Here is a 14,392-nt window from a genome sequence, read left to right on the forward strand (position 1 = left end):
TATATAATAGCTGAGTTGGCTGTTTTAGCCCGGATTTTAACGCCGGGAACACAAATAGGGCATGATTTGTTCGATAGTTCTGGTAACAATTTTTTAACTTTGCCCTCCTTAATTACATCACCTAAATTCTCTTTTAGGCATGTCAAATCAGACCTTGTTCGAAAAGTTACAGTTAAAGGATGAAAAGAACCTCTTGATCCAGGGACTCCCATCCGCGATAGAAAAGCAGTTTGCCAAGCTTACGTATGCTAAAAACGTAACGCCTCTGTTAAAGAGCAAAAAATTAGACTTTGCCCTGGTTTTTGCGTTGAGTCAGAACCAGTTAAATAATGTACTGAAAGAAGTATTCCCTGCCCTGCACGATGACACCAAATTGTGGGTGGCTTATCCTAAAACCGCGAGTAAGATTGTGAGCGACCTGAACCGTGACTGCAGCTGGGAATTTCTGACCAGCCGGGAGTATGAGTGTGTGCGCCAGGTTACCCTTGACCATGTATGGAGCGCCATGCGTTTCAAGAAATCGGATAAGATCCCTAACCGCAGCCGTGCATTTTCAGAAATCAAAAGCAGTGAGCTGAACGGGATCGATTTTGAGAAAAGGCTGGTTGTGCCCCCGGTAGAACTCGGTAAACTATTTACCAAACACAAAGAAGCGCAGGAATTCTTCAGTTCCTTATCCTTCACCAACCAGAAAGAATATGTGAGCTGGATTGAGGGAGCTAAAAAAGATGAGACACGCAAGCGTCGTTTGGAAACTGCACTCGAAAAATTATTGGCCGGTAAAAAGAACCCCTCTGAAAAATAATGAGTTTTATCAATATTGAGATCAAAGCGAAATGCTTTCACCCTGAAAAAGTGGAAGCATTTTTATTGTCGAATGGTGCCGGTTTCGTAGGGCTGGATCACCAGAAAGACACGTATTTCCAGGTTCCTTCCGGCCGTTTGAAACTACGCCAGGGAAACATTGAGAACAGCCTCATTTTTTATAACCGTCCCGATCAGGAAGGTCCCAAACAATCTGATTTCTCGCTCAGTAAAATCAGTGATGGCGTTGCAACCGAAGCGGTGCTGGAGAAAGCATTGGGTGTAAAAGTGGTGGTAGATAAATACCGGAAGATCTTTTATATCGATAACGTGAAATTTCACCTGGATGAAGTGCCCGGTCTGGGGTCCTTTGTTGAGATCGAAGCGGGTAACCTGGCAGATCCTTCCAAAACCATTGAAGCGTTGAAAAGACAGTGCGATCAGTATATGAAGGCTTTTGAAATTGCAGAACAGGACCTGATACACCATAGCTACAGTGATATGATACTGGCTATGCAGAAAGCAGATTGATTTCTGCTGAACGTGATCTGTGAGTAAGGTTTATTTAATGATCACGGTACCCAGTTGTTTGGTCAGTTCCTTCTCCATGTCTTTGAGGTGTTTGTGTACCTCGTGCAGTAATTTAAAATCCTCGTAAGCCGCTTTTTCAATATCGCGCTGGTTCTCTTCGATCATTTTTTTCACTTTGCGCAGTTTGTAATAGTTCACGCTCATCTGCACATCCTGTTTGCTGGTATCGCGGTTTACGATGTTCATGCTCTCCATCACTTCGTCCCATTTCTGACTTAACTCATAGGGGTTTACACTGATGCTGACCACGAGGTTGCGTAGCGTTTCATTTTCGTGATAGAGCATGGTTTTGGTAGTGGGTTCCAGCCCGCGTACATACCATGTTTTGTATTCTTCGTATAATTTTTCCAGGTCCGGATTATCGAAATGAAATTCTTCCAGCTCTTCAAAAATAAAATCTGCCATGCTGCGGCTCTCGTCCCACACACGCAAACCGTATTCTAATAATACACGAAGTATATTTCTCTCATAAGCTTCATCCTGGTTAAAGAGGAGGGCGCTGTCATCCAGTACATCTTCCGGCTGGCCGGCAGCTTCCTGTAGCAGAAAATTGGCTTCTTCCTGCGAGAGTTTTTTTTCGTCTTTGACGATCTTGTCGCGTTTGTATTTATTAACGAGATTGGTCAACCCCGTTTCATCAATCCGCAACAGCGATGCGCACTGCCGGATATAATCCTGCTGTTTCGTAAAATCTTCTGCTTTGTTGATGCGGCTCAGTGTTTCGGCTATCTGGTTTACTACGGTACTTTTACGGCTCACATCATTTCCCGCTTCCTGTAACATCACTTCCAACTGAAAAATGATAAAGTCTTTTTTGGAAGCCGCTACAAATTCATTGAAGGCTTTTGCACCAACTTTGTTTACATAACTGTCAGGGTCTTCATTGTCCGGAATCAGTACCAGTTTCACGTTCAATCCTTCTTCCAAAGCCATGTCCAGTCCGCGCAATGCCGCTTTTACACCCGCACTGTCGCCATCATAAATAATGGTCAGGTTATTGGTGTATTTCCGGATCAGTCTCAGTTGGTCTGTGGTTAAAGAAGTACCGCCACTGGCTACCACATTTTCGATACCTGCCTGGTGCAGACTTACCACGTCGGTATAGCCTTCTACCAGCAAACATTCATCGGCTTTATCAACCGCCATCCTTGCCTGGTACATACCGTACAGGATCTTGCTCTTGCTGTAGATCTCATTCTCCGGTGTATTGATGTATTTGGGACCACGATCGCTTTTGCCGATCACGCGTGCACCAAAACCGATGATCTTTCCGTTGATGCCGTGAATGGGGAAGATGATGCGACCGCGGTAATTATCTACCAGTTCCTCTCCATTGCGTAAGGATACGAGTCCGGTTTTCGGAAGTAGTTCCCGGTTAAACTGGTTCGAGAGTAAAGCTTTGGTTAAACTATCGCGGGCATCGGGGTTATAACCGATCTGGAATTTTTCGATGATCTCGTTGCGGAAACCCCGTTCATGCAGATAGGAGAGGGCAATGGCTTTTCCTTCATCACTTGTCAGCAGGGCATCGGTAAAAAACTGTTTCGCAAAATTATTGATAATGTAGAGGCTATCGGCTGTTAGGATCAGTTGCTTCTGTTCGGGGCTGGTCTCGGTTTCTTCTACCTCAATATGGTACCTGGCAGCGAGCCAGCGTAAGGCTTCTACATAACTGTATTTCTCATGCTCCATCAAAAAAGTGATGGTATTACCACTTTTGCCGCAGCCAAAACATTTATAGATCTCTTTGGCGGGTGATACAGTAAAGGAAGGTCCTTTCTCGTTATGAAAAGGGCAGAGTCCGATATAATTGGTGCCTCGTTTTTTCAGCTTCACAAATTCACCCACCACATCAATGATGTCGATGCGGCTGGTAATCTGTTGGATGGTATTGGGACTGATCATATTTGCGGGCTGCTAAGGTAGGATAATGGAGGTAATGGGCCGAGGGGGAGGGAGGAAATAGTTACAGGTTACAGGTTGCAGGTTTCCAGTAACCAGTAACCAGTAACCAGTAACCTGTAACCTGTAACCAGTAACCTGCAACCGGAAACCTGCCAACACCCGCCTTTCCAATTTTCTACGCTTTATTTCAATACTCTCCTTAATTTTAACCATGCTTAAGAAGGAACGACAGGCCTATATCATACAGCAGATCAATGTTCATAACAAAGTGCTCTCCTCTGATCTGAGTGAGCAGTTGGATGTGTCGGAAGACACGGTCCGGCGCGATCTGCAGGAGTTGGCGGAAGATGGTAAACTCATCAAAGTACATGGGGGCGCCCTGTCAAAATCCTTCCATTTTACGCTGGAAAGCCCAACGATTTATTCTCTGCCCGAAAAGAAAAGCATTGCTTATAAAGCCATTCAGCTCATACAGGATGGCATGATGGTGTTATTATCCGGCGGAACCACCATCCGTGAGCTGGTAAAATCGCTGCCGCCCGATCTGAATGCCACTTTTATCACAGTGAGTGTGCCCATTGCCCTGGAATTACTCGAACATCCTACCTGCGAAGTCATTTTTGTAGGGAATAAGCTGTTGAAGAATGCCCAGATGTCGGTAGGGGCCGAGGTAGTGCAGCGGCTGGGCCAGATCAAAGCCGATCTCTGTTTTCTGGGAACCAACAGTATCGATGCTGGTTTCGGCATTACAGACCTGGAATGGGAGATCATAGAAGTAAAAAGGGCCATGATTAACTGCGCCAATAAAACCATTTCGCTCGCTATCTCCGAAAAACTCAATACGATCCAGCGCTTACAGGTATGTACGCCCGAAGAGATCGATATGCTGATCACTGAACTGGATCCGGAAGACCCTTTGCTGATCCCTTACCGGGAGAAAGGTATCACTGTTCTATAATGATCCCCACTTTTACTGAAATTGCCGGTTTTTGCGTTTTTTGCAGATCCACTCCAACCCTTTACCGTTCATCCATGTGGAAAGAAATGGTGACTAAATAAATTCGTTTATATGATAGACAAATTTTAACATTGCTATAGAATTCTGGCAAGCGTGTTTCAACATTGATTTTTTTGCAGCTTTTTGCGTAAAAAAAAATGTTAAATGATGCAATGTTTTGCAGGGTTCTACTGTCTTAAGGGATTAAACAGGAATGTTTGATTTCCGGAACATGTACTCACAGAATAAGAAACCAAAAAACTAGTTATGAGAAAAGTCGCTTCATTGATGAAGGTGGTAGTTCTACTGCTTTTCATTTTCTCGTTGCCTGCTTTCGGGCAAAGTCAGACCGTATCCGGTACTATACAGGATGCAGACAAAAGAGCACCTTTGGCAGGTGTAACCGTTCGTGTGGTGGGAACATCCAGTGTTACCCAGACCAACGATAAGGGTGTATTTACTATCAAAGCTTCCAATGGACAAACCCTGCTGATTACATCAGTTGGTTTTGAAACCAGACGTGTAACAGTAACCGGTTCCAAAATGGATCTGGTGCTGAGAGCCGAGGTGGCGGAGCTCGAAGAAGTGGTAGTAGCCATGGACATCAAACGTAAACCAAGAGAGCTGGGTTACTCAACCCAAACCGTAAAGGGAAAAGAGATTGCTGAAACCCAGCGTGAGAACTTCCTGAACAGTTTGCAGGGTAGGGTATCCGGTTTAACCATTACACCTACTACAGGTGCTGCGGGTGCATCATCTCAGATTGTACTGCGTGGATTTAACTCTCTCTCATTGAGTAACTCACCTTTATTTGTAGTAGACGGTATCATCATGGATAACTCTACGGTGGATGAAACTTCGAATGGAGGTTCTTCACTGGGTCTGGCATCTGACCGGCCTAACCGTAACAATGACTATACCAACCGTATTGCGGATATCAACCCTAACGATATCGAATCGGTAACAGTGCTGAAAGGACCAGAAGCCACTGCCTTGTATGGTAGCCAGGCAAGTTCCGGTGCGATTGTGATCACTACCAAAAAAGCGAGAATTGAAGTTGGTCGTAAGATTAATGTGAGCTACGATAATAGTTTCCGTTTGCAAAAAGTGAACCGTTTCCTGGAAACCAATGATAATTACAGTACAGGTACCAACGGTGTTTCCCAGAATATCTTCAACAGTGGTTCCGGTACGTACTTCGGACCAGCTTATCCTGCTGATACCAGAAAGTATGATAACCTGCATAATTTCTTCAGAACAGGCTTTACACAAACGCATAACCTGGGTCTGGATTTTGGTACACAGAAATCTTCTTACCGCGTATCTGTATCTTATTTAGATCAGGCCGGTGTGATTCCAACCAATGATTTCAAAAGGTTCACCCTGCGTGTATCCAACTCTACCAAATTTGGTAAGTTCATGGATATCACCCCATCTGTTACATATACCAATTCTATCAATGAAAAGCCCTTACGTGGAGCCGGTGGTTACCTGCTGAACCTGTATGTATGGCCTTCTGATAATAATATGCAGGATTACCAGGATGCATCTGGTAACAAACAGACCATTTATGCAGCAAGTCCGAATTCAGAAACGGATAATCCGCTGTTCAGTGTTTACAGAAACCATAGCCAGGATAAGACCAACCAGTATAACCTGAACCTGGGTGTAAATATTTATCCTACCAATTGGTTAACCCTTGCCGGACGTTTTGGTTACAATACCTATAATACAACCGGTTATACAAGATACCATCCTCAGTCCAGTCAGTATAGTCTTGCAACCGGTGGTGCTTTGGATAATTACTGGGTGAAATATTATGGTTACAACCATACCATTACAGCTACTGCCCGTAAAACAGTGGGCGACTTTTCTTTACGTGGTATGGCCGGAACGATGTGGCAGGATTATGAAAGACAGATGTTCGCCATTTTCGGAACAGGTCTGACAGATCCTTACGGAAATGACAGTAGCAATACAAAAACCAATACCCGGGTTCGTTTGCTGCGTAACAATGCAGGTGGGTATAACCTGTCTATCTCCAGGCAGATGGCTTATTTCGGTGAAGCAGCTATCAGTTATAAAAACGTGATCTTCTTCAACTATACACACCGTTTCGAAGCAGCTTCGATTTTTACTGCTGCCAATCGTAACTACAACTATCCCGGTGGTAGTTTGAGTGTGATTGTTACCGATATCTTCCCTGGTTTGAAGAAAAGCGGTTTGCTGAACTACGCCAAATTAAGAACTTCTCTGGCGAGCACAGCCCGTTTGTCTGATCCTTACCGTAACCAGTCTGTATTTGTGAACAACTTTGCCAGTTCGCCGATCACAGCCTATTCCTATGGATTTGATAACAACAACCCTGATCTGAAACCAGAGCGTCAGAATACCTATGAAATAGGTGCAGAACTGAAAATGTTTGATAATAAATTATCAATCGACGCGGCTTACTATAATACGTTGGCTTACGATCAGATCAGCCAGGGATTCCGTGCCAGTTATGGTACCGGTTTTATCCTGAACACACAGAATGCAGCTACTACCCGTAACCAGGGTGTTGAGTTGAGCCTGGACTTTACCCCGATCAGGAAAAAAGACCTGAACTGGAATATCCGTTTCAACTTTGCGCATATGTGGAGTAAAGTGATGAAACTGCCCGAGTCTATTGCGTATGAATACTATATTGCTGATACCTGGTTATATGGTAATGCAAGAGGTGGTTTGATCCGTGAATCTTCTACAGGAACCATTACTTCATTTGGTTATGCAAGAAATGACAGAGGTGATATCCTGATCAACCCGGCTACCGGTTTACCGGTGATCGATGGTACTTTTAAAGTACGAGGCGACAGAACGCCTGACTTTACATTGGGTACCAGCAATAATATCCGATACAAGAACTGGAACCTGAGTTTCCTCTGGGATCTGAAAGTAGGTGGAGATATCTTTAATGCCACTGAAATGTACCTGACCTATCAGGGCAGAAGCGCAAAACATACGGCAGACCGTACCACTCCAAGAGTTGTGCAGGGTGTGTTGAATGATGGTTACCAGAATACAGCCAATCCAACCAAGAACACCATTGCTATTATTCCTTACTACAACCAGACTTATTACACTACCATGCCTGAAGAAGAATTTATCGAGCGTGATGTGAACTGGCTGCGTTTAAGGGATGTGACCCTGAGTTACCAGTTACCTGCATCAGCGATCCGTAGAATCAGAGGTCTGAAGTCGTTGAGTGTATTCTTTACCGGAAATGACCTGTTACTGTTCACCAACTATACAGGTGCTGATCCTGCATCCAATGGTAATACTGCAGCATCAAAAGGTATTGGTGGTTTTGGTTTCGATTATGGAAACCTGCCAACACCGATCGGTATGAACTTTGGATTGAGGGCTAATTTCTAAACTGTTATTTCAGATCAACACAATAAATACGTTTGTATGAAAAATAAATTAATAAAATCTATTCTTACCCTTACAGCTGTCAGCGCTATCGCGTTTACATCCTGTAAGAAAAAATTAGATGATGCATATGCCAACCCGAATGCCACTACGCGTGTTCCGGTTGAATCTATCCTGCCGGGCCTGATCGGTAACTTCGTAGGTAGTTCTGCTGCTGCAGGAAGTGCTTATGGTTTGGCCAATGATGGTTTGCTCGTAGGTCGTTATATCCAGTTCTGGGAAACCAATACCACGCTGAATACTTTTGATCAGATGGCGGGTGCTACCGGTGCCAGTGATAACATGGGGTCTATCTGGGCCATGCATTATTTTGGTCAGGGACAGAACCTGAACAGAATGGTTGAATGGGCTGCCGAAGAGCAGAAATGGGATTATGTGGGTGTGGGTACCGCTATCCGTGCCTGGTCATGGCTGATGTTAACCAACCAGTATGGAGAAGTGATTCTGAAGCAGGCTTTCAATACACAACTGCAGCAGTTCCTGTACGATAACCAGGATGAAGTATATGATACGGTAAGAGCTCAGTGTTTCCGTGCATTAAATTACCTGAACATGACTGGCGGTGCAGTAAGTGCAGCCAATCTGGCTATCGGTGATCAGTACTTCAACGGCGGGGATGTAAACAAGTGGAAAAAATTTGTCTATGGAGTGTTGGCCCGTTCTTATGGTTACCTCTCTAACAAAACCACCTATAACGCCGATTCAGTGGTTAAATATGCCAACCTGGCTATGACAACCAATGCGGATAACGCAACAGCCAAATTTGCTAATACCGGTATTACAGGAACTTCTAACTACTATGGTATCTTAAGAGGTAACGTTGGTACCATCCGCCAGTCTGCCTTTATTGCCAACCTGATGAGCGGTGCCAATCCGGATGCTTTCTCCGGAGTAGAAGATCCCCGTAACTGGTATATCCTTCGTGAAAATCCGAATGGAACTTTCAAAGGAATCAATCCGAATAAAGGAACTTCCGGGTTAACCACCAACGACCAGCCTTCTAATTTCTGGGGAGGTACTTTTGCCACTACTGCGGGTCCCGCCAATGAAAATAACTGTCGTTATATCTTCAGAAATGCGGCAGAGTTTCCGATCATGACAGCTGCTGAAATGCAGTTCCTGAAAGCAGAAGCTTTATTACGGAAAGGAGACAGGGCAGGAGCTTTAGACGCCTATAAGAATGGGATCAGCCTGAACTTTGATATGCTGACCACTAAATATGCCACTAATGTGCCGGCTGCGAAAGTGATTACACCGACTATTAAAGCCGATTACATGGCCAAGCCGAATGTTGTGCCATCAGATGCCGGACTTACCCTCACGCATATCATGCTGCAGAAATACATAGCACTATATGGTTTCGGTATTCATGAAACATGGGCTGATATGCGCAGGTTCCATTACAACAAAGACCTGGATCCGGCCACTGGAAAACCTGTATACGCAGGTTTCACACCTCCTTCCGGTTCTGATCTGCATCCGGATAATAATGGTAACCTGGTGTACCGTGCAAGACCCAGATACAATTCTGAGTACCTGTACAATATCCCTGAGTTAACCAGGATCGGTGCTTTTCCTGGATTGCAGTACCATACCAAAGAACCATGGTTCACTCAAAAATAATTGTTAAGCTAAAAGATATTATGATGAAAAAGATCACTCTTTATACAAGCCTTTTTGCAGCTGCCATCATGTTGTTCTCAGCGTGTAAAAAGGAAGCCGATAAAACGGCCAATTTTGTTGCTTCGGATGAGTCTACTGCTTATGTGCGTGTGATTCATGCAGCCCCCTCTTTCCGGAGCATTTTTAATGCACCTGATTCGTTCAATGTATATGTGAACGATATCAAGATGAATGCACCTTTCCTGACCTATGCTTCTGTATTTCCAGCATCAACTACTGCTTTCGGATATGTAGCTGTGCAGCCGGGATTGAACCAGTTCCGGGTGAATATTCATGGATTTGCTTCTGCTTCTCCGGATTCTACCCGTCTGATCAACTTTTCCAAAGTATTTCAGGCAGGTGAGTATTATACATTGTTGCTGACAGATTCTGTTAAGTCGCAGCGCGATTCCAGCCAGATGTTCCTGAAGGATGCTTATTCCAAACCATTAAATGGTAACTATGGTCTTCGTTTTGTACATGCCGTATGGAATGATACTGTTGGAAAAACCATTGATGTGTTCTCGGCCAGAAGGAATGCGAACATCTACACCAATATTAAACCCGGTCAGATTACCACTTTTAATACACTGGCCGCCAACACACAGTTGAGCGATACCCTGTATGTGAGAAGGTCTGGTACCCTGATCAATCTTACCCAGTTAAATGGTGTTTCTTTTGCCAATCAACGTTCATATACGTTGTTTTACAGAGGCAATGGAGATCTGGCAACCGGTACCAAAGCAAGAACATTGGCTACTTACCTGCATAACTAATCAAATTCTTTTGATACAAGGGCCGTCAGAAATGACGGCCTTTTTTATTTTCTGACCGACAGGTACAACACCAGGCAGAACAGCAGGGCAAGGGAGAGGGCAACCACTATTTTGTACCGGTTCCAGTAATGATACCTTTTGTTCTCCTTAAAAAAGCGTGTTAGTTCGGTAGAAGCCTGTTTATCGTGCAGGGTCAGCGTTGCCAATCTATCCTCGATAGCTGCCAGTTGGGCCAGCGTTAAATGACGCAGACTACCCGACAGTAACTGCCAGATATCCCGGTTAATCAGTGGGTCAGCCTGTTCCTGTAAAAGATGCAGGTGCTGATCTGATAAGAGGTCCATTACCTGCAGATAAAGCAGATCTCGGTTGATCCGGAATGGATCCAGGTGGCGGGTAGTATTGTGCAGTTTCTGTGCCAGTGCCCTTACTTCTATAGCTGAAGCTGCCAGCGGCCGGGAAATGGTTTGGGGATGTAACACATGCCGGGCATACTGGTATTGCGCCCGTAAACGGGCATCGGAAAGTACTTTGTAGGCTTCCTGTATGGCAGAAAATCTTTCTGTGGACAACAGGGTCTGGCGGCCGGGGTTCCTGTCGGGATGGTATAACAGCGCCAGTTTCCGGAATGCTTTTTTAACTTCCTGTGTAGTGGCTGCGGGGGAGATGCCGAGTATTTTGTAATAGTCTTTGGATGGGTTCATACGGCCTATCCGTTATTGTCAAATTCCATATCATCGCCATCCAGCAGTTCCCGTTCAATCTCTTCCATCTGTACAATATCCCATGCTTCACTTTCGGTGGGGGTGATATTCAGCAGCTCCAGCAGTTCCATTTTCTCAAAAGCGGCTTCTACAGCGGGTTGCAGGCAGCAGATCACAAAAGAAGCATTATTGTCATAGAACTTTTGTTGAAGATCCGACAGGATATCTGCCGCAGCATCCTGTACAATCGCTACTTGACTGAGGTTTAGCACAACATTTTTCACCTCTTTCTGTAGCTGGGCGGTACAGGTTTCGGCCAGTTTTGCTGCTATATTGTCAGAGAGTTCCGGCCGAATCGGCGTTACAACGGCAAATTTCTCCTTGGTATCAATTTTGACTTCCATATCGGGTGGATAAAGCTGGTTTTTGGCTACGAGCCATGAGCTCCGAGCTCCGAGCGAATAGAATTAATTTCTTTCCAGCTCGCAGCTCATGGCTCATAGCTCACAGCTTCCTAAATTAGATTAACAGTTGTGCATAAGTGCCACACAACTTCACTCAAAAATATTCGTTATAATTGTATAAATCCAAATTACGCCATGGATAATAATTTTTCAGCACAGGTTAAAGAGATCATCTCCTTTAGCAGGGAAGAGGCGCTTAGGTTGGGTAATGATTTTATAGGTACAGAACATTTGTTGCTGGGCTTGATACGCGATGGAGATAATACGGCGATCAAGGTGCTGAAACAGCTGAATGTTGACCTATATGAGTTACGCAAAGAAGTAGAACTTGCCGTTAAGGATAAGACAGGTAAAAATATTGCCAATATCAACAGTCTGCCACTCACCAAACAGGCAGAGAAAGTGATTCGTGTAACCGTTCTGGAAGCGAAGGCACTGAAGAGCCCACTGGTAGAAACAGAGCATCTGATGCTGAGTATTCTCAAGAACAAGGAGAATATTGCTACGCAGATCCTGAACCAGTTTGATGTAGACTACGACCTGTTCCGCAATGAATTGGGTATGGTGGGCACTACCAACCCGCCACCACCGCCCCGCGGTGAGTTTTCTGATGAAGAGAACGATGAGTTTGATGAAGAAAAACGCGGAGCCGGTTACCAGCAGCAGCGCGCCGGTAAACAGGCGGGTGCTACCAAAAGCAAAACACCCGTTCTCGATAATTTCGGCCGGGATATTACCAAACTGGCAGAATCCGGAACCCTGGACCCCATTGTAGGCCGCGAAGCCGAAATTGAACGTGTAAGCCAGATCCTGAGCCGTCGTAAAAAGAATAACCCGATCCTGATCGGTGAACCCGGTGTGGGTAAGACCGCCATTGTGGAAGGACTTGCTTTGCGCATCGTACAAAGAAAAGTAAGCCGTGTATTATTTGATAAAAGAGTGATCTCGCTGGATCTGGCTGCCCTGGTGGCCGGTACCAAATACCGCGGTCAGTTCGAAGAAAGGATGAAAGCCATCATGAACGAACTGGAAAAAAACCGTGACGTGATCCTGTTCATTGATGAGATACATACCATTGTGGGTGCCGGTGGTGCCAGTGGTTCACTGGATGCTTCCAATATCTTTAAACCGGCATTGGCCAGGGGAGAACTGCAATGCATTGGTGCTTCTACGCTGGACGAGTATCGCATGTACATTGAAAAAGATGGTGCATTAGACCGTCGTTTTCAGAAAGTACTGATTGAACCGCCAAGTGTGGAAGAGACTATTCTGATTCTCAATAATATCAAATCCAAATACGAAGATTTCCATAATGTAAGTTATGGTGATGATGCGATCGATGCCTGTGTAAAACTGAGCGATCGCTATATGACAGACAGGCTGCTGCCCGATAAAGCCATTGATGTACTGGATGAAGTAGGGGCCCGTGTGCACCTGAAAAACATCAATGTACCACAGGATATTGTAGAACTGGAGAAGAAAATAGAAGACGTTAAGAACGAAAAGAATAAAGTAGTCAAGAGCCAGCGTTTTGAAGAAGCGGCATCACTGCGCGATACGGAAAAACGTTTGGGCGAAGAGCTGGAGAAAGCCAAGGCACAGTGGGAGGAGGAAAGTAAACACAAACGTTACCCGATCAGCGAAGAGAATATTGCAGAAGTGGTGAGTATGATGACCGGTATCCCCGTAAAACGGATGGTACAGGCCGAAACCGAGAAACTGCGCCGCATGAACGAAGACATGAAGGGTATGGTAGTGGGGCAGGATGAAGCGATTCAGAAAGTGGTGAAAGCCATTCAGCGTAACCGTGTGGGACTGAAAGATCCAAAGAAACCCATTGGTACATTTATTTTCTTAGGCCCGACCGGTGTGGGTAAAACCGAGCTGGCAAGGGCTTTGGCGAGATATATGTTTGATTCGGAAGATTCGCTGATCCGTATCGACATGAGTGAGTATATGGAGAAATTCACGGTAAGCCGTTTGATCGGTGCACCTCCCGGTTATGTGGGCTATGAGGAAGGCGGGCAGCTGACAGAAAAAGTACGCCGTAAACCTTACTGTGTGATCCTGCTGGATGAGATCGAGAAAGCGCACCCGGATATTTACAATATTCTGCTGCAGGTGCTGGACGATGGTCAGTTGACAGATGGATTGGGCAGAAAAGTGGATTTCAAAAATACCATGATCATCATGACATCCAATATCGGCGTACGCCAGTTGAAGGAGTTTGGTGATGGCGTAGGATTTGCCACTGCCACCCGTATGCAGAATGCAGAGGAGAACAGCAAAGCAGTGATCGAGAAAGCCCTGAAGCGCACGTTTGCGCCGGAGTTTCTGAACAGGATCGATGATGTGGTGGTGTTTAACTCACTCACCAAAGACAATATCTTCAACATCATTGATATCCTGATGAAAGGAGTGAGCAAACGCTTGCTGAACCTCGGATTCTCTTTAGAGCTTACACTGGAAGCCAAAGAATTCATTGCGGAGAAAGGATATGATGTACAATTTGGCGCCAGACCCCTGCACAGGGCAATCCAGAAATACCTGGAAGATCCATTGGCAGAAGAGATCCTGAACTTTACCATTAAAGACGGAGATCTGCTGATCGCTGATCTGGATAAGGAGCAGGGTAAACTGGTCTTCCGCTTTCAGAAAAAAGTAGAAGAAGGCGCCAGCGCCAACGCATAAGAAATTGGTAAGTATAGTACAATAAAAAGCCTCTGTTTTCACAGAGGCTTTTGAATATCGAATATCGAATCCCGCTAGGGCGGGAAATATCGAATATCGAACAAGGAATTTCGAACACCGAAGTAAATGAATGGGGTATGGGGTATATTGGATCGAAAAGCCTCTGTGATTCTCTGTTACTCCCGGTCTCTGTGTTGAAAATTAATACGGATGCTGCTGGTGGCTGGTGGTTAGTAGAGTTGTTTTACAGCATAGCCCCTTTTGAATATCGAATGCAAAATCGCGCCAGGGTGGAAAATGTCGAAATCATATTACTTCAGCGTTCGG

At 45.0% G+C, this 14,392-nt stretch carries 10 protein-coding genes; 7 read left to right on the forward strand and 3 right to left on the reverse strand.

Annotated features, from left to right (window positions below; all coding sequences use genetic code 11):
• The first annotated feature begins 139 nt into the window (after positions 1-139).
• Complete coding sequence (locus tag AC1RNB_RS17315) at positions 140-805, forward strand: YdeI/OmpD-associated family protein (protein WP_493084878.1); 666 nt, start codon at positions 140-142, stop codon at positions 803-805.
• Positions 805-1,335, forward strand: a complete 531-nt coding sequence (locus AC1RNB_RS17320) for a class IV adenylate cyclase (protein ID WP_493084879.1) — start codon at positions 805-807, stop codon at positions 1,333-1,335. The genes AC1RNB_RS17315 and AC1RNB_RS17320 overlap by 1 nt, the downstream gene beginning before the upstream one ends.
• 30 nt (positions 1,336-1,365) lie before the next feature.
• Here AC1RNB_RS17320 and dnaG read toward each other — a convergent pair whose 3' ends face one another.
• Entirely contained in the window at positions 1,366-3,300 is a 1,935-nt protein-coding gene (dnaG, locus tag AC1RNB_RS17325) for a DNA primase (protein WP_493084881.1), read from the reverse strand.
• A gap of 211 nt (positions 3,301-3,511) precedes the next feature.
• Here dnaG and AC1RNB_RS17330 point away from each other — a divergent pair, with 211 nt between their 5' ends.
• The 4 genes from AC1RNB_RS17330 to AC1RNB_RS17345 all read left to right on the forward strand — a co-directional run bounded on the left by AC1RNB_RS17330 (position 3,512) and on the right by AC1RNB_RS17345 (position 10,206).
• Positions 3,512-4,258 (forward strand): DeoR/GlpR family DNA-binding transcription regulator, encoded by a 747-nt coding sequence (locus AC1RNB_RS17330; protein ID WP_493084883.1) that lies wholly within the window; start codon positions 3,512-3,514, stop codon positions 4,256-4,258.
• 306 nt (positions 4,259-4,564) lie between these two features.
• Positions 4,565-7,711: a SusC/RagA family TonB-linked outer membrane protein gene (locus tag AC1RNB_RS17335; protein ID WP_493084884.1), complete on the forward strand. Its 3,147-nt coding sequence runs from the start codon at positions 4,565-4,567 to the stop codon at positions 7,709-7,711.
• A 36-nt stretch (positions 7,712-7,747) separates the two neighbouring features.
• Entirely contained in the window at positions 7,748-9,391 is a 1,644-nt protein-coding gene (locus AC1RNB_RS17340; protein ID WP_493084886.1) for a SusD/RagB family nutrient-binding outer membrane lipoprotein, read from the forward strand.
• Positions 9,392-9,414: 23 nt separating this feature from the next.
• Complete coding sequence (locus tag AC1RNB_RS17345; RefSeq protein ID WP_493084888.1) at positions 9,415-10,206, forward strand: DUF4397 domain-containing protein; 792 nt, start codon at positions 9,415-9,417, stop codon at positions 10,204-10,206.
• 44 nt (positions 10,207-10,250) lie between these two features.
• On the opposite strand, the gene AC1RNB_RS17350 is transcribed toward AC1RNB_RS17345, so the two are convergent.
• Entirely contained in the window at positions 10,251-10,910 is a 660-nt protein-coding gene (locus tag AC1RNB_RS17350; protein WP_493084889.1) for a J domain-containing protein, read from the reverse strand.
• A 5-nt stretch (positions 10,911-10,915) separates the two neighbouring features.
• Positions 10,916-11,314, reverse strand: a complete 399-nt coding sequence (locus AC1RNB_RS17355; protein WP_493084891.1) for an STAS domain-containing protein — start codon at positions 11,312-11,314, stop codon at positions 10,916-10,918.
• 195 nt (positions 11,315-11,509) lie between these two features.
• Between AC1RNB_RS17355 and AC1RNB_RS17360 the strand changes: the two genes are divergently transcribed.
• Positions 11,510-14,065: an ATP-dependent Clp protease ATP-binding subunit gene (locus AC1RNB_RS17360; protein ID WP_493084893.1), complete on the forward strand. Its 2,556-nt coding sequence runs from the start codon at positions 11,510-11,512 to the stop codon at positions 14,063-14,065.
• Positions 14,066-14,392: the final 327 nt, after the last annotated feature.

Source organism: Sediminibacterium sp. GW821-FHT12F12, from assembly GCF_058806635.1.

Bases quoted from the DNA above. Each gene is read 5' to 3' on its own strand.
- AC1RNB_RS17315 (WP_493084878.1), top strand. From the start codon at position 140: ATGTCAAATCAGACCTTGTTCGAAAAGTTACAGTTAAAGGATGAAAAG.
- AC1RNB_RS17320 (WP_493084879.1), top strand. From the start codon at position 805: ATGAGTTTTATCAATATTGAGATCAAAGCGAAATGCTTTCACCCTGAA.
- dnaG (WP_493084881.1), bottom strand. From the start codon at position 3,300: ATGATCAGTCCCAATACCATCCAACAGATTACCAGCCGCATCGACATC.
- AC1RNB_RS17330 (WP_493084883.1), top strand. From the start codon at position 3,512: ATGCTTAAGAAGGAACGACAGGCCTATATCATACAGCAGATCAATGTT.
- AC1RNB_RS17335 (WP_493084884.1), top strand. From the start codon at position 4,565: ATGAGAAAAGTCGCTTCATTGATGAAGGTGGTAGTTCTACTGCTTTTC.
- AC1RNB_RS17340 (WP_493084886.1), top strand. From the start codon at position 7,748: ATGAAAAATAAATTAATAAAATCTATTCTTACCCTTACAGCTGTCAGC.
- AC1RNB_RS17345 (WP_493084888.1), top strand. From the start codon at position 9,415: ATGAAAAAGATCACTCTTTATACAAGCCTTTTTGCAGCTGCCATCATG.
- AC1RNB_RS17350 (WP_493084889.1), bottom strand. From the start codon at position 10,910: ATGAACCCATCCAAAGACTATTACAAAATACTCGGCATCTCCCCCGCA.
- AC1RNB_RS17355 (WP_493084891.1), bottom strand. From the start codon at position 11,314: ATGGAAGTCAAAATTGATACCAAGGAGAAATTTGCCGTTGTAACGCCG.
- AC1RNB_RS17360 (WP_493084893.1), top strand. From the start codon at position 11,510: ATGGATAATAATTTTTCAGCACAGGTTAAAGAGATCATCTCCTTTAGC.